At 68.2% G+C, this 15,007-nt stretch carries 13 protein-coding genes and 1 pseudogene; 3 read left to right on the top strand and 11 right to left on the bottom strand.

The window, feature by feature from the left end:
* Window positions 1–22 precede the first annotated feature (22 nt).
* Together G6N56_RS02845 and G6N56_RS02840 are read right to left on the bottom strand one after the other, a co-directional pair.
* Window positions 23–1,648 (bottom strand): purine-cytosine permease family protein, encoded by a 1,626-nt coding sequence (locus G6N56_RS02845; RefSeq protein ID WP_142280705.1) that lies wholly within the window; start codon window positions 1,646–1,648, stop codon window positions 23–25.
* Window positions 1,649–1,937: 289 nt separating this feature from the next.
* Window positions 1,938–3,566 carry an arylsulfatase gene (locus G6N56_RS02840; protein ID WP_085256912.1) on the bottom strand — a complete coding sequence of 543 codons (1,629 nt, stop codon included), beginning with the start codon at window positions 3,564–3,566 and terminating at the stop codon, window positions 1,938–1,940.
* Between the two features lie 106 nt (window positions 3,567–3,672).
* On the opposite strand from G6N56_RS02840, the gene G6N56_RS02835 reads away from it, so the two are divergent.
* Window positions 3,673–4,701 (top strand): NAD(P)H-dependent flavin oxidoreductase, encoded by a 1,029-nt coding sequence (locus G6N56_RS02835; RefSeq protein ID WP_085256782.1) that lies wholly within the window; start codon window positions 3,673–3,675, stop codon window positions 4,699–4,701.
* A 22-nt stretch (window positions 4,702–4,723) separates the two neighbouring features.
* On the opposite strand, the gene G6N56_RS02830 is transcribed toward G6N56_RS02835, so the two are convergent.
* Window positions 4,724–4,948: a hypothetical protein gene (locus G6N56_RS02830; RefSeq protein WP_085256783.1), complete on the bottom strand. Its 225-nt coding sequence runs from the start codon at window positions 4,946–4,948 to the stop codon at window positions 4,724–4,726.
* A gap of 417 nt (window positions 4,949–5,365) precedes the next feature.
* Here G6N56_RS02830 and G6N56_RS02825 point away from each other — a divergent pair, with 417 nt between their 5' ends.
* Complete coding sequence (locus G6N56_RS02825; protein WP_085256784.1) at window positions 5,366–6,463, top strand: FHA domain-containing protein; 1,098 nt, start codon at window positions 5,366–5,368, stop codon at window positions 6,461–6,463.
* Window positions 6,464–6,471: 8 nt separating this feature from the next.
* On the opposite strand, the gene G6N56_RS02820 is transcribed toward G6N56_RS02825, so the two are convergent.
* The 5 genes from G6N56_RS02820 to G6N56_RS02800 all read right to left on the bottom strand — a co-directional run bounded on the left by G6N56_RS02820 (window position 6,472) and on the right by G6N56_RS02800 (window position 11,389).
* A complete protein-coding gene (locus tag G6N56_RS02820) occupies window positions 6,472–7,290 on the bottom strand; it encodes a class I SAM-dependent methyltransferase (protein ID WP_085256785.1) in 819 nt (272 codons plus the stop codon).
* A gap of 3 nt (window positions 7,291–7,293) precedes the next feature.
* Entirely contained in the window at window positions 7,294–8,562 is a 1,269-nt protein-coding gene (locus G6N56_RS02815; protein ID WP_085256786.1) for an amidohydrolase family protein, read from the bottom strand.
* Between the two features lie 51 nt (window positions 8,563–8,613).
* Window positions 8,614–9,387, bottom strand: coding sequence for a class II aldolase/adducin family protein (locus G6N56_RS02810; protein ID WP_085256787.1), 774 nt, complete (start codon window positions 9,385–9,387; stop codon window positions 8,614–8,616).
* Window positions 9,374–10,990, bottom strand: a complete 1,617-nt coding sequence (locus tag G6N56_RS02805) for a class I adenylate-forming enzyme family protein (protein WP_085256788.1) — start codon at window positions 10,988–10,990, stop codon at window positions 9,374–9,376. Before G6N56_RS02805 ends, G6N56_RS02810 begins: the two co-directional genes overlap by 14 nt.
* A 90-nt stretch (window positions 10,991–11,080) precedes the next feature.
* A complete protein-coding gene (locus tag G6N56_RS02800; protein ID WP_142280690.1) occupies window positions 11,081–11,389 on the bottom strand; it encodes a hypothetical protein in 309 nt (102 codons plus the stop codon).
* Window positions 11,390–11,579: 190 nt separating this feature from the next.
* Here G6N56_RS02800 and G6N56_RS02795 point away from each other — a divergent pair, with 190 nt between their 5' ends.
* Complete coding sequence (locus G6N56_RS02795; protein WP_085256789.1) at window positions 11,580–11,894, top strand: hypothetical protein; 315 nt, start codon at window positions 11,580–11,582, stop codon at window positions 11,892–11,894.
* Here G6N56_RS02795 and G6N56_RS02790 read toward each other — a convergent pair.
* From G6N56_RS02790 to G6N56_RS02780, 3 genes and pseudogenes are all read right to left on the bottom strand, one after another.
* A pseudogene (locus G6N56_RS02790) lies at window positions 11,891–12,133 on the bottom strand (oxidoreductase); the annotation flags it as partial. The gene G6N56_RS02795 and the pseudogene G6N56_RS02790 sit on opposite strands and share 4 nt — an antisense overlap.
* 160 nt (window positions 12,134–12,293) lie before the next feature.
* A complete protein-coding gene (locus G6N56_RS02785) occupies window positions 12,294–13,691 on the bottom strand; it encodes a fatty acid desaturase family protein (RefSeq protein ID WP_408632682.1) in 1,398 nt (465 codons plus the stop codon).
* Between the two features lie 28 nt (window positions 13,692–13,719).
* Window positions 13,720–14,817 (bottom strand): ferredoxin reductase, encoded by a 1,098-nt coding sequence (locus G6N56_RS02780; protein ID WP_085256791.1) that lies wholly within the window; start codon window positions 14,815–14,817, stop codon window positions 13,720–13,722.
* Window positions 14,818–15,007 lie beyond the last annotated feature (190 nt).

Here is a 15,007-nt window from a genome sequence, read left to right as displayed (position 1 = left end):
GCATAGGATGCGCCGGGGTCGGTCAGCCGCGAGCCGGGAGCACGTGGTCGGCGAGCCGGTCGGTGGACAGGCACAGCGAGCAGACGTGGGCGCCGTGGGTTTCGCAGGCCAGCACGTCGGGTCGCTCGTAATTGTGTTGACAGACATGGCATTTCAAGTGAGCCGCAGAGGGATTGCCGTACTCGTCGAACATCGGCAGGTCGATGCCGTCGTCCGTGCGGCGCAGGTAGTACTTCCCTCTTGTCGCGGCCGCGATCGCCGGCGGCATCACCAGCGCCACGACGATAGCCACCAACGGTGAGTAGGGCCGCAGGGTGGCGCCCAGGCCGCCGAAGAACGCGACGATAGACAAGCCCGCAGCCAAGACCAGCGAGCCGAACCCGACCGGATTGATCGCATAAAGCATGCCGCGGCGGAATTCGGGCCGCTTCGGTGACAGCTTGAGGACGTACTTGTTAATGACGATGTCCGACGCGACCGCCACCACCCAGGCCATGCCGCAGTTGGCGTAGAACCCGAGGATCGTGTTGAGGACGTCGAACATGTCGGCTTCCATCATGATCAGTGCGATCGCCAGGTTGACGCCGAGGAACACGACGCGCCCGGGGTAACGCTTGGTGACCCGGGTGAAGGAATTCGTCCATGCCAACGAGCCGGAGTAGGCGTTGGTCACGTTGATCTTGATCTGGCTGAGCACGACCAGGATCACGGCCAGAGTCAGCGCGAGCCAGCCCGGCATGAAGTTGCGGTACACCAGCAGGAACTGGTGCACGGGCTGGTTGGCGATCGCGGCGGAGCCCGCGACATCGGAGATGAGATACACGGCCAGGAAGAGCCCGATGATTTGCTTGGCCGCCCCGAACACCACCCAGCCGGGCCCGGCCAGCAACATCCAGGTCCACCAGCTCCGCGAGTTGGCCGGGGTCCGCGGCGGCATGAAGCGCAGGTAATCGATTTGCTCGGCGATCTGGGCGATGAGCGACAGGCAAACTCCGGCCGCCAATAGTGTTGGGCCGATGTTCATTTCGCCGTTACCCGCCTGGCCGCCATAGGCAAAGAATCGCCCGATCGAGTGCGGGTGGCTGACGAGGAGATAGGCGAATGGCAACACCATCAGGACCAGCCACAGCGGCGTGGTCCAAAGCTGCAGCTGGGAAAGCACTTTCATGCCGTAGATCACGAGCGGGAAGATGAGCAGCGTGGACGCGGCGTAGCCCAACCACAGCGGGATGTGCAGGCCCAATTTGAGGCCCTGCGCCATGATGGAGCCCTCGAGCGCGAAGAAGATGAACGTGAACGTCGCAAAGATGACGTTGGTGACCACCGAGCCGTAGTAGCCGAAACCGCTGCCGCGGGTGATCAGGTCCAGGTCGACGTTGTAGCGCGCCGCGTAGTACGCCAGCGGCAAACCGGTCAGAAAGACGACGGCGGCGAAGATCCCGATGCCGCACAACGCATTCCCCGTGCCGTAGGAAATGCCGACGTTCGCGCCGATCGCGAAGTCGGCAAGGTACGCGATGCCGCCGAGGGCGGAGATGCCCACGACCGCCGTGGACCATCGCCGGTAGCTGCGGGGCGCGAAGCGCAGCGTGTAGTCTTCGAGCGTCTCCCGGGTGGCGGTCAGGGTGTCGAGATCGGCTTCTCCCAGCGAAGAAGCCCGAGACGAATCCTGGTTGCCCGTCTCGGTTTCCGGCGTCACATCAACCCCCTGAGGCGAAATTCCGGGGAAACCTCCCCCTGACGACACCAGCCGAAGATAGCCGATCCGGGTTGCGGGCCGGTGACGCCGGGTTTCCGGCGGCTTGCGGCCGCGGCTCGAGTTCTGTTCGGCGCCGAGATCGCCGGAGTGGTAGCGATCCGCGGCGGAACACGACCCACCCCGCGATCCCGGCGGATGGCACCCAGCGACCAGCGACCAGCAACCAGCGAAGGCCAGACTAAGCCGAGGGGTCGTGGGCGAACGCCTGCAGGTCGGCGTCGAACACCGAGACGGGCTCGGTGAGCACGCCGTTCTCCTCGACATAGCGGTCCCACAACGCGAGCAGCTCGCCGAGCTTCTCCGGATTCGAAGCGGCCTGATCGTCGATCTCACCGGGGTCGCGGGACAGGTCGTAGAGCTGCCAGGCGCCCGGGCCGTAGGGCGCGGGCAGGTGCAGCGCCTTCCAGTCGCCCTGGCGAATCGCACGGCGGCCGAACAACTCCCAGCCGGTGCTGGTTTCGGCGTCGTGCACGGCCGCACGGTCCCCGGACAGGTAGGGCACCAGCGAACGGCCCCGCACGGGCTCGATCCGGCGGTCACGGTAGGTCGTGCCGGGGTGCTCGACCCCGGCGAGTTCGAGGAGCGTCGGGGCGATGTCCATGACGGTGCTGAACGCAGTGCCGATCTCGCCCTGCCGGGCAAATCCCGGCCAGGTGATGAATCCGGTGACCCGGATTCCGCCCTCGGTGGTGAACGCCTTGTGTAGCCGCGATGGCGCGGTGGCGGCCTGCGCCCAGCGCGGGCCGTACCAGCAGAACGACGTCGGCCCACCGAGGTTGTCGAGGCTGTTGTCACAGTTCTCCTCGATCCGGGCGGCGATCTCGGGGCCGCGCAGTGGCATCGCCTCGACGATCGCGCCCTCGGCGCCGTTGTCGGACAGGAAGATCACGACCGTGTCATCGAGCTCCCCCGTCTCAGTGAGGTAGTCGAGCACCCGGCCGACGTTGTGGTCCATCCGGTCGACCATCGCGGCGTAGACCTCCATGGTCCGAGCAGACACCGCCCGTTCGTCGGCGCTCATGTCGGCCCACTCCGGGGCACCGTCGGCCACCACCGGGTGCGCCTCGACGTCGGGCGGGCACAACCCCATCCGTTTGAGGGCGGCCAACCGCTCGTCGCGCAGGGCGTCCGGGCCGGCGTCGTAGCGGCCTCGGTAGGTGGCGATGGTCTCCGACGGCGCCTGCAGCGGCCAGTGCGGCGCCTGGAAGGGCAAATAGGCGAAGAATGGCCGGTCGTCACCATCGGCCCGCTCGCGGAAGTAACGCAGCAGCGTGTCGGTGTAAGCGTCCGACGAGTAGAAGTCGGCGCCGACCGTGACGAACCGGTCGTCTTCCGTGTACAGCGTCGGAACGGGCGAGAATCCCCCGCCCGCCTCGGCTCCGTAGTGGCTGGCGCCGGCCGGCAGCAGCGCGAACGAGCGCTCGAATCCCCTTGCCCACGGCGATGTCTCGATCGTGCCGCCCAGGTGCCACTTGCCCGACATCAGCGTCAGATAACCGGCGTCGTGCAGAAGCTCGGGCAGCGCCGCCACCCGGTCGTTTAGGTGCCCCTCGTAGCCGGGCGCACCCTGGAACCCGGGGACCGCCACCTCGAGCATCGTGCCGATGCCGGCCACGTGGTGATCCGTTCCGGTCAGCAGCATCGCCCGGGTGGGTGAGCAGGCGGGCGCGGAATGGAAGTCGGTCAGGCGGAGCCCGGCGTAGGCCAGTCGGTCGAGGTTGGGCGTATTGATTTCGCCGCCGAAGGCGCCGAGATCGGAGAACCCGAGGTCGTCCGCCACTATCACCAAGAAGTTGGGCCGCTGCACGCTGATGAATCTTGTCAGGTCCGCAGGGGCGGGCGCCGAGCGGGCGCCGGCACCGATAGTGTCGAGGCATCCGCCGTCGAGTCTCGCGACGCCGAAGGGGAGCAAGATGCTGGCGCAATTCGGGATGTCCGTTCCACTGATCGCTGCCCCGATGTCGGGTGGCCCCACCACCCCGGCCATGGTGTCGGCCGCGACGCGCGCCGGCGCCTTCGGCATGCTCGCGGCGGGTTACAAGAGCGTGGAAGCCGTCGAGGCCGAGATCAAAAGCGTTCGCGCCGAAGGTATCCCGTTCGGCATCAACCTGTTCGCGCCTAACCCGCTCCCCGTCGGCCCGGACGCGTATCGAACCTACGCCGCCACGATCCAGAAAGACGCCGACCAGTTCGGGTTGACGCTGCCCACCGAGCCGATCGAGGACACCGACAAGTTCGACGAGAAGATCGCGCTGCTGCTGGATGACCCGGTGCCGATGGTGTCGTTTACCTTCGGCATACCGCCGCGCGATGTGATCGCGGCGCTGCAACGGACCAAGAGCGTCGTCGTGCAAACGGTGACGAACGCCGACGAGGCGGCGCTGGCCCACGCCGCAGGAGTCGACATGCTGGCCGTGCAGGCCGCCGCGGCCGGTGGACACTCGGGCACGCTGTCACCGCGCAAGTCGTGGGAATTTCCGGCGCCGGTGCCCATCGTGGACCTCGTCAGGCGGGTCGCCGCCGCGGTGCCGCTGCCCATCCTGGCCGCCGGCGGACTCGCCACCCCCCGCGCGGTGGCCGAGGTCATCGGGGCCGGCGCCGCGGCCGCGGTGGTGGGGACGGTCCTGCTGCGTGCCGACGAGAGCGGCGCGTCGGCCACCCACCGGTCGGCCCTCGCCGATCCCGCGTTCACCGAGACGGTGATCACCCACTCGTTCACCGGCCGCCCGGCCCGCGGGCTGCGGAATGCGTTCATCGACGCGCACGAGTCAGAGGCGCCGCTCGGATACCCCGCGATTCACCACCTGACCAGTCCCCTGCGCAAGGCCGCCGCGGCGGCGGGCAGGCCGGAGTATGTGCATCTGTGGGCGGGCACCGGGTACCGCCACGCGACGGCCGAACCCGCGGCCGACATCCTGCGCCGGCTCGCCGCCGACCTCTGATCGGCGGCGGCCCGCCGCGGCATCAGTTGCTGAGGTACAGGTACCAGAGGCCATCCGGGTGCTGAACGCAGGAGAAATGGGTCCAGGTCCCGGGGTGGTCGACTTCGACGTGCGGGCCGTCCACCACGCAAGCTGCCTCCGTCGAATAGTTGCCCTCGACCTGAATCTCGTCGGCGTTGCTGATCCCCACGCCCGTGGTCAGGAATCCGCAAAATGCCAGCGCACCAGCGGCGATAGTCTTCCTCACGTCAACCCCTCCAGTTTCCGGCGGCCCTCGCGGTCCGCCCGCCAACACGTTGCTGGCTGCTCTGCTCGACGCTAGCGAGCGCGGGCGAGTCCCGCAGGCAAACGCGAAGAAGCTTTGCACCCGCATAACATCCCGCTCGCCACGCCCAGGTCGCAGTCCTGCCGGACGGGACGCCGCCGGTGCTACGGAACGCGGCGGGGCCGAAGTGTGGCGGGCGGCGGCGGCCAGGACGGCGGTGGTCGACCGGTGACGCCACATCGGCCCAGCTCAGCGCCGTTGGTTGCAGATCGGCCGTTTCGGGCGCCCGCCGCAAGGCGGAGCGCGGTGCCACGGAAACCAGGGGTGCCCATGCTAGCGTTGCGTAGCATTTCGGTGCATTTGGGTGCAGTTCGGGCTGGCGACGCGGGAGTGTGATCGATGGTGACCATGGGCGGCACGGGGGCGCCCGCCTACCGGCGGCCGTCGTTGACCATTCGGGTCGGCGACCAGGCCTACACCGCCCAGGACGGCGACGCGCCGATCACCATCGGTCGCGAATTTCCGGCACAGGTGCGCATCAACGACGACCGCATTTCCCGTACCCATGTCCGGCTGGACTGCACGCCAAGCGGCTGGGTCGCCGTCGACCAGAGCCGGAACGGTGTCTTCGTCGACGGCGTTCGGCAGTCCATGATTCCGATTCGGGACAACATGACGATTCATCTGGGCAACCCCCGGGGCATCCCGGTCGGCTTCTCGTTCGCCGCCCCGACGGCGGCCGAACACGGGTCCGACGCCGGCGCCGACGACGAGGAGAGCGAGCGCACGCTCGACACCGTCGATGTCGGCATCGCCCGCGCCGGCGCCGCGGTGGCCGCGCGGCGCGAGGAACTCAAGCTCACCCAGCGGTACCTGGCGCGCAGCGGAATCGTGAACGCCGGCGCGCTGATCGACTTCGAGAAGGGCCGGCGCTGGCCCCGCAAGGCCACGCTCGCCAGGCTCGAGGATGCGTTGCAGTGGCCGCACGGCACCATCGCCCGGATCCGCCGCGAACAGGCCGACACCAACGGCGAGGACACCGTCGTCATGACCAATACGGTGCGGGCCCCCCTGCTCGCCGAGGCCGTGGAGGTCGCGCTGACCACGATCACCACGGCGATCGAGTCGTTGCCCGACACCTCAGACCCGGCCTTCAGTCAGCGGGCCGCCGGGATCCTCGCCGACCTGCGCAAGCTCGAGGGCGTCGCCGCGGGCGCCGCGCGCAGCGCCAAGGGCGCGCCCGAGGTCGCCCTGGTGCTCAGCGCCGTTCGGCGCAGCTACAAGGACCTGATGCTGCGCGCGGCGCGCGCCCCCGGCGCGACCCTGGGCCAGCGGCTGTACGCCGCCCGGTATCGCGCCGAGCTGACCGCCGAGGAACTGGCCAACGCGGCGGGGGTGCCGGTCGACGTGGTCACCGCCGCCGAGGCCGAGGTGCCGCTCGATGCCGACACGGTGGCCGCGCTGTCGGCGGCCCTGAGTTCGCTGACCCGCCGCTGAGGGCCGGTTCAGAACTCGAAGCGGTTGAGCACGTCGTAGGAGCGTGACGGGGTGACCCACATCAGTCGGTAGATCCAGCGCACCGCGGCGTTCGGGATTTGCCGGTAGCCGGCCAGGGTGGGTGTCTGCTCGACCAGGCGCAGCCGTGGGTTCCACGCCTGGATCTCGCGGGCGTCGCGGATGCCCCACTTGATGATGCCCCTCGTGAACAGCTTGGACATCAGCGGTGCCAGCGCCGTGAGCGTGTCGAATTGCATTTCGCCACAACCGAATCGGTCCGTGACCCGCTGGAGCAGCCGCCGGACCTCACTTTCCGTCAGGTACATGACCAGGCCCTCGGCGACGAGGAGGGTGGGGCATCCGGCGGGGATCTGGTCGAGCCACCCGGGTTCGGTCACCGACGAGCCGATCATTCGGTAGCGTTCGGTGTCCTCATACAGGCGTCGGCGCAGTTCGATGACCCCGGGCTGGTCGACGTCGAACCAGAGCACCGACGGGGGCAGCGTGAGGCGAAACGCGCGGCCGTCCAGGCCACAGCCGAGGTGCAGCACCACGGCATCGGGGTGCCGGCGCAGGAAGTCCGCACACCAGTCGTCGAGCCGCCGGGCCCGCAACGCGACCAGGTACTGGTTCGACCACGGCAGGGAGCTGCGCCGGATTCGGTTGAAGTCGTAGTCGATCCGATCCACCGCCTCGGCGGCCGAGCGGTCGCCCAGGATCGGGTGCGGCGTGCGGCTCTCGTAGGCGCGCAGGTAGAGCGTGACGAGGTTGGTCCACTCCACCGAGCCCCAACGGACCGAGCTGAAATCAACCTTGGCCGCCGTCATCGGTCAGAAGGCCTCCGGACTCCGCTGTACCTCCTCGGGCACCGGGTGGCGGTACAGGCGAGAGGCGTTCTCCCAGGTGAACTTTCGGATCACGTCCGGCGGGAGGTCGCCGATCTCCTGGTGGATCGTTTCCTGCGTGTGCGGCCACGTCGAGTCGCAGTGCGGGTAGTCGGCCTCGAGCATGATGTTGTCCACGCCGATGCGGTCGCGCTGCACGAACGACGATTTGTCCTCCACGGCGCAGAACCAGAAGTTGCGGGTGAACACCTCGGCGGGCGTGAGGGTTTCGCCGAGCGCCCGCCAGGTGCCGTACATCTCGTGGTAGCTGAGCATGTGGTCGAGGCGGTCGAGCAGCCCCGCGACCCAGCCGATTCCGCCTTCGGAGAGGCAGATCTTGAGGTCGGGGAACCTGCTGGGCAGCCCGGAATACAGCCAGTCGACCGCGGCGGATATGGCATAGGCGAAGAAAAGGACGCCCTGCACGTCGGGCGGCGCGTCCTCGGTGGTGGACGGCGAGGACCCCGACGACCCGATGTGCAGGTTGACGACGGTGCCGGTCTCGGCGCAGGCGGCCATCATCGGGTCCCAGTGCCCGGAGTGGATGCTGGGTAAGCCCAGCAGCGCCGGGTTCTCGCTGAAAGTGACGGCGTGAAAGCCGCGTTCGGCGTTCTCGTAGATCATCGCGGCGCCGAGCTCGGGGTCCAGCAGCCACGGCAGCTGGCACGGGATGATGCGCTGCGGGTAGGACCCGGCCCAGACCTCGAGGTGCCAATCGTTCCAGGCGCGGACCGAGGCCAACGCCAGGTCGCGATCGGTGGTCACCTGTTGCAACCTTTGGCCCGCGAACCCCGGAAGGAAGGAGGGGAAGTTCAGCGATGCGTAGATGCCGTTGAGATCCATGTCCTTGACGCGCTCATGGATGTCCCAAGCGCCGCGGCGCATTTCGTCGAACCGGACCGGTTCGAAGCCGTACTCCGACACCGGCCGCCCGACGACGGCGTTGAACCCGACGTTGGGCAGTTCCCGGCCGTCGTAGACCCAGGTCTGTCCCCCGATGTCGGTGTCCACGACCTTGGGTGCGCGGTCGGCGAACCGACGCGGCAGCCGACCGGTGAAGGTGTCCGGCGGCTCGACGATGTGATCGTCGACCGAGATCACGGTATAGCGGCGCGGCGCGCGGGGAGGGTCCGGCAGGAAGGTGACCGAACGGTCGGCGCCGGTCCTGGCGGTGGTGAAGTCCAGGTTCGCGGCCAGTTCGTCGATCGATTTCATCGGCCAAACTCCTTGCCTGTCAGGGTCGCCCGGCTGCGCTCGGCGTGAGGCTCAGCTGAGCACATCGGGTTCCGCCTTGATGGTCATCCGCGCCGCTCCGGCCCAGTAGACGTCGGCGGCCCGTTCGAGGAGCGATCGCTGCATCCCCGCCATGTCCGCCCAGTTCATGGTGACCGGCTCGCGCCCGGTCAGCATGACGTCGTAGGCCAGCTTGCAGACCCGCTCGATCGACGCCGCCCGGTAGACTGCCTCGGGGAGGGTGCGCCCGGTCGCGATGACGCCATGGTTGGCCAGGATCGTCATGTTCGCGCCGCCGATGCGCCCCGCCAGTTCCGCCGCGCGGGCCGGGCTGTCGACCTCGCCGTCGTAGGTGTCGACCAGGCACAGGTCGTCGAGGAACAGCGAGCCGGTTTGGTGGACCAGTTCCGGCAGCCGTCCCAGCGCGGCGAGCACGCACACGTGATAAGGGTGATTGTGGATGACGACGCGCGCGTCGTCGCGGACCCGGTGCAACTCGGTGTGGATGTGGATCGCCGGGGTGACGTCCCAGCGACCGCGGACCACCCGGGCGTCGCCGTCCACCACGCAGATGTCCGACGCGGTGATCTCCTGCCACCACAACCCCCAGGGGTTGACGAACATCTCCGTCTGCCCGTCCAACTGCCAGGTGATGTGTCCGGCCATGTTCTCGGAGAATCCGGTGGCGGCCAGGTGGCGGAACGCGACGGCGAGCGCCTGCTGATGGGACAGCTCGACCCCGATCGGGGGCACCACCGACGGCGCCCAGACCTCCAGACCGCCACGCCGCGCGTTAGGAAGGTTCATGAGCGGTCCTTACTCTGATGTCCTCGCGGAGTGTGCCTTTGGCGACCTTGCCGCCGGACGACCGCGGGATCTCGTCGACCACAATCAGTCGTTCGGGGAGCAATTCCTTGGAAACACCCAGGTCCAGCAGGTGTTCGACGAGCCCGGGCAGGTCGACGCTGTGCGATTCCGCGAGTTCGACGTACACGCAGACCTTTTCACCGAACACCGGGTCGGGCATGGCGACCGCCGCCGCCAGGGCGATCGCGGGATGGGTCATGACTGCGTCTTCGACCTGGCTCGCGCTGATGTTCTTGCCGCCGCGCAGGACGAAGTCCGACGTTCGGCCGGTGACCGTGAGGTAACCCTCGGCGTCGATCTCGCAGATGTCGCCCATGCGCATCCACCCGTCGCGGGTGAACAGCTTGTCGTGATCCGTGCCGCCGAGGTAGCCCAGGCTGGTCGCCGGGCCGCGACAGGCGGGCTGCCCCCGCCCGGTCTCGGTGACGTCCCGGTCGCCGTCGAAGAGCCGGACCGCCATCTCGGGAACGATCCGGCCGCCGGTACGCAGGCGGCGTTCGCGGCTGTCGGCGAGCGTGGTCGCGCTGAGCATCCCCGTCTCGTTGGAGCCGTAGAACTGCAGGATCGTCGCCCCCGTGAGGTCCTCGAACTCTGCGGCCGGTCGATACGGCAGCGCCTCGCCGCCGGCGAAGACCACCCGCAGCGAACTGAGGTCGTAATCGCGGCAGGCGGGGTCCGCCATCAACATGGTCAGTTGCGTGCTGACGCAACACAACACGCTGACCCGGTGGCGCGCGATCGCCTCGCAGGCCGCCTTCGCGGTGAACCGTTCCATGATCACCGCGGTGGCGCCGAGGTAGATGGGGGTGGTGTGGCTGGTCCAGATACCGAAGCCGAAGGGCGTTGGGATTACCGGCAGGAAAATGTCGTCGGGGGTGAGTGCTCCGTTGGCGACCGCCTTCTGGTGGAAATAGCGCCAGCGGTTCTGCGTGTGCACGACGCACTTGGGTAGACCGGTCGTCCCGGAGGTCGAGTTGATGAGGAAGACGTCGTCAGCACCGAGCCATGACCGGCTCCCCGGAGGGCGGGGCTCCGTGGCGACGTTCAGGTTCGGGCCGACCGCATCGTGGCCCAGGATCAGCGCCGCCACGGGTGTGCCCGCCAGGGCCTGCGCGGCGGCAGTGGCGCGCTGTTCGTCGCTGATCAGCAGCGCCGGTTGCGCACCGCGCAGGATCGCGGCGACCTCCCGGACGCCCGCCCGTGCGCCGATGCCGACGACGGTGGCGCCGCATCGCTCGATCGCCAGGAACAACACGTGGATGGCGGCGGAGTCGCCGTGCCACACCGCGATTCGGTCACCGCCCCGCACGCCGACGGCGGCTAGCTGCCCGGCCAGGCGGGTCGCCGTTTCGTCGAACCTGCGCCAGGTCAGGGCCGTGCCGGGGTGGTCGACGTAGGCCAGGCGGTCCGGCGACCGTTCGGCGTTGTGTCGCACCGCGTCCGACAGCGTCGAATCTGACCACCAGCCCCGGGCGCGGAAGCGGGCCGCGTCCTCGTCGGTGAATGCCGGCGAGCCCTCGGTATCCAGCGCACGGGAGCCCATCACCAAATGATAGGAAACCGGAAATGATAGGAACCGGAAATGACAGGAAACCGGGCGCCGACCGGTTGAGGGCACGAGCCGCCGCAGCGCCTACGGGCTGTCCGGCGCGGGGGCTTGGTGTTGCTGGTTGTTGGCGTTGCCCGGGTGGGGATGCGGCCTAGAGCCGGGGCAGGTCACGTTGCGAATGCAACCGCAGTTGAGTCCGATTACGCAGCCACCGCCGCCGACGGGCTGGACGGGCAGGGCACCGCCGGGGTTCGATGGCGACGGGGGCGCGGGCGTCGTGTGTGACGACGCGGCCGCGGCGGTCGCGCCGGCGGGCGGGGCGCCGACCGGCAAGAGGAGCACCGCCGCGCAGCCGCATAGCGCGGCGGCCGTCCTGAGCATCCGGTGGGTCATGGTTCCCACTGTAGTCGCTCGACGCGTGTGCGCAGGCCGCCGCGCACGGCTCCAAGAACTTGCCAAGGATCCTCCAAGGTCGGTGCCAGACGCTCCCGCTGCCCGCGTTTCTTGGGATCGGTAGCACCGCGGGCCGTTTGCACTTGCGTCACGACCGCTGTCGCTGCTCATGAACCGGGAAGGTGGCCGAATGAAGACCAAGGTCAGCGTGGTGTTGGCCGGTGGCCTGATCGCCGCACTGCTGCTCGCTCGCTATGTCGCGCTGAGCAGGTCGGGCCTGCCGATGGGATGGATGCTCTACCTGGGCTTGCCGATCACGGCGTCCGGCGTGCTGTTTGCGTTGCGGCTGATCAATCTCGGCGCGGGGTGGGGCTCCAGGCCCGATGGCATGCCGCCGGCCGCGCCGTCGCAATCCGAGCGGCTGCGGCAGCTCGACGATCCGCACGCCACGCGACAAGCGCTTTTCGCGGAGGACACCGGTGATCACCGGCCGGGGAGCCGCTAGCCCTGGACCGTCGGCCGGACGGTGAGGTCGCCGATCTCGACGTCACCGGGTTGTTCGATCGCGAATGCGACGGCGCGCGCGACGGCGGCCGGCGGCAAGCCGAACTCGCTCATGTCCTGGCGTATCCGCTGGCGCGCCGTCGGGTCGTCGATGGAGGTGTCCAGCTCGGTGTCGACGAATCCCGGTGAGATCGACGTCGTCCGGACCGCCCCGTCGGTGGACTCTTGGCGCAGCCCCTGCGGTCGCTTCGCCGATGCCGCTGCTCGCGCCGGTGACGGCGACGACTTGACCCTCGGTCCCCGCCATTGCCCTCCCCCATTCCGAGCCGGACGCCCCGCGCCGGGCGTCGGTCCAAGATAGGGAAAGCTACTCGCGTTCGCCCGGCGGCGGGGAGACGAATCAGTCCTTGCCGCGCGGGGGCGGCTGGACGGAGACCCCGCCGGAGTCGTGCTCGGGTCCGGCCGCCGGGTGCTCGGCCGGGACGCGGTCGCGGAACCGGTCGCTCTCGCTGGGCCGCTGTTCGGGCTCCGGGCGGCGAACCTCGCTGCGGTACGGTCCGGGCTTCGGCCGGGGCTTCCCTCCCGGGAAGGCCAACCGAAAGATGCTGCGGTGCACCATGAGCCACTGCTTGGAGAACCGGCCGGAGTTGTACGGCAGGTCGTAGCGCTCGCAGATGTCCTTGACCTGCGGCGCGATCTCCGAGTACCGGCTGCTGGGCATGTCGGGGTAGAGGTGGTGCTCCACCTGATACCCGAGGTTGCCGCTGATGACGTGGAACAACGGGCTGCCCTCGATGTTCGCGGCGCCGAGCAGCTGGCGGACATACCAGCCGCCGCGCGTCTCATTCTCGGTTTCCTCCGGCGTGAACGTGTAGGTCTGGTCGGGGAAATGCCCGCAGAAGATGATGGCGTGCGCCCACACGTTGCGGATCACGTTCGCGAGCGCGTCGGCGCCCAGCGTCCTCAGGTAGGTGCTCTCGACGCCCGGCGCCACCTTGTCGAGGAAGTTCGCGGCGGAGCCGATGCGGCCGCGGTTCGACACCCGGCGCAGCCGCCGGCCGAGGCGCGACTGCGACGGCTGGTCTAGACGGCCGCGCAGCGCCAGCTGGGCGAGCGCGAACGCGCCGGCGCTGATCAGCGGCCAGCCGAGGTAGTCCTTGATGACCTGCGCGCGCGCCTTGACCCCGATGCCCTTCAGGTCCTCGCGCACCTCCGACCAGGGCTTCTGGTGCTTGCGAATGGCCTCGATGTCCATGTCGTGGACGGCCACGCCCCACTCGAAGAGCACGGTGAGCAGGAGGTTGTAGAGCGGTTGGAAGAGGTATCGCGGAGCCCACTTCTGATTGGGGTCGATCCGCATGATCTCGTAGCCGAGGTCCTTGTCCTTGCCCAGGATGTTGGTGAAGGTGTGGTGGATGTAGTTGTGGGAGTGCTTCCACGACTCCGCGGTCGACGCGGTGTCCCAGTCCCACACCGAGGAGTGGATGTCCGGGTCGTTCATCCAGTCCCACTGGCCGTGCATGACGTTGTGGCCGATCTCCATGTTCTCCAGGATCTTGGCCATGCCCAGGCAGGCGGTCCCCAGCACCCAAGCCGTCCTCGAGCGCGAGGCCAGCAGGAGCACTCGGCCCGCGACCACGATCTGCCGTTGCACCGAGATCACGGTCTTGATGTAGCGCCGGTCGCGATCGCCGAGGTCGGCGAACACCTCGTCGTGGATCGCGTCGAATTCCTTCGCGAGTTTTTCGAGCTCTTGTTCGCTCAAGCGAGACAGTGGGCTCTCCACGCCCCTCTTCACGGCAGTTGTCACGAGCCGCTCCTTTCGGTCACAGTTGGAGTTCCACGTCGCCTTCGGCGGTGTTGATGCAGATCCGCACGTCCTGACCCGTCGGCTCGGTCACGTCACCCGACCGCAGGTCGCGCAGCTTCCCCGACTTCAGCGTCCCGACGCAGGTGTGGCAGATGCCGATTCGGCAGCCGTAGGCGAGGTTGAGGCCCGCCTTCTCGCCGGCCTCCAAAATCGATGTCCCGCCGTCACATTCGACCGACTTGTCACTGTCGAGGAAGCAGACTTCGCCGCCCTCGCCGGCGTTGGCGTCGCCGCCGATCTTGGGCTGAAACCGTTCGAAGTGCAGGCGATCTTTGACCCCGTTGCTTTCCCAGTGCTCGATCAGCGCGTCGAGCATCTCCTCTGGTCCCGAGCAGAAGGCCTCGCGCTCCCGCCAGTCCGGGCACACCTCGTCGAGGTCGCCGGGCTTCAGCCGGCCTCGTTCCGACGTCAGGCGCAGGTCCAGCCGCATGCCCTCGTGGCGGCCTTCGAGCTCTTCCAGGACCGAGAGGAACATGACCTGCTCGCGGGTGCGTGCGGAGTGGATGACCAGGACGTCGCCCATCTCGTCGCGATGGTCGAGGCTGCGCAGCATGCTGATGATCGGGGTGATCCCGCTGCCGGCGCTGATGAACAGCATCTTCGGCGGTGCGGGCTCGGGAAGGGTGAACTGTCCCTCGATCTCGCTCAGGCGCACCAGGTCGCCGGGCTGTATCCGCTCGACGAGGTAAGGCGACACCGCGCCGCCGTCGACCTTCTTCGGTGTGACGCTGATCAGCCCGTCTTCGGGGCGGGGGTCCGACGTCAGCGAATACGCCCGCCAGTGGTACACGCCGTCGATGACCACCCCGAGTCGTACGTATTGACCGGGCTTGTGGCCGGGCCATTCGTACCCGGGCCGGATCAGGATGCTGGCCGCTTCCGAGCCCTGCTGCTCGACCCGCTCGACCTTGCCGCGCAGCTCCTTGGTGGTCCACAGAGGGTTGATCATCTCGAGGTAGTCGTCGGGCTGCAGCGGGCTGAACAGCCGCCGGATGGCTCGCAGGAACAACCGGCGCCCGCGTGGGACCTGTGGTTCGGCACCTCGTTCCGCCATGTTCGTCAGAGTACACAGATGTACACCGAGTTTAAACAATTCGACGAACTACGTTGTTAATTAGGTGTTTTAACGGGATCAGCAGTGCGCTTAAAAGTCTTATGCGTTCACTCAAACGACCGGAGGGCGCTTTCTAAGCACTCGCCCAAACGCGTATGTGACTTGCCCCACACGCACCGTTCCCAAACAT

This window comes from Mycobacterium saskatchewanense, assembly GCF_010729105.1.
In the GTDB taxonomy this organism is placed as follows: Bacteria; Actinomycetota; Actinomycetes; order Mycobacteriales; family Mycobacteriaceae; genus Mycobacterium; species Mycobacterium saskatchewanense.
The sequence above is the reverse complement of the archived record's forward strand: the minus strand, read 5'-3'. Positions and strand labels throughout refer to the sequence as shown.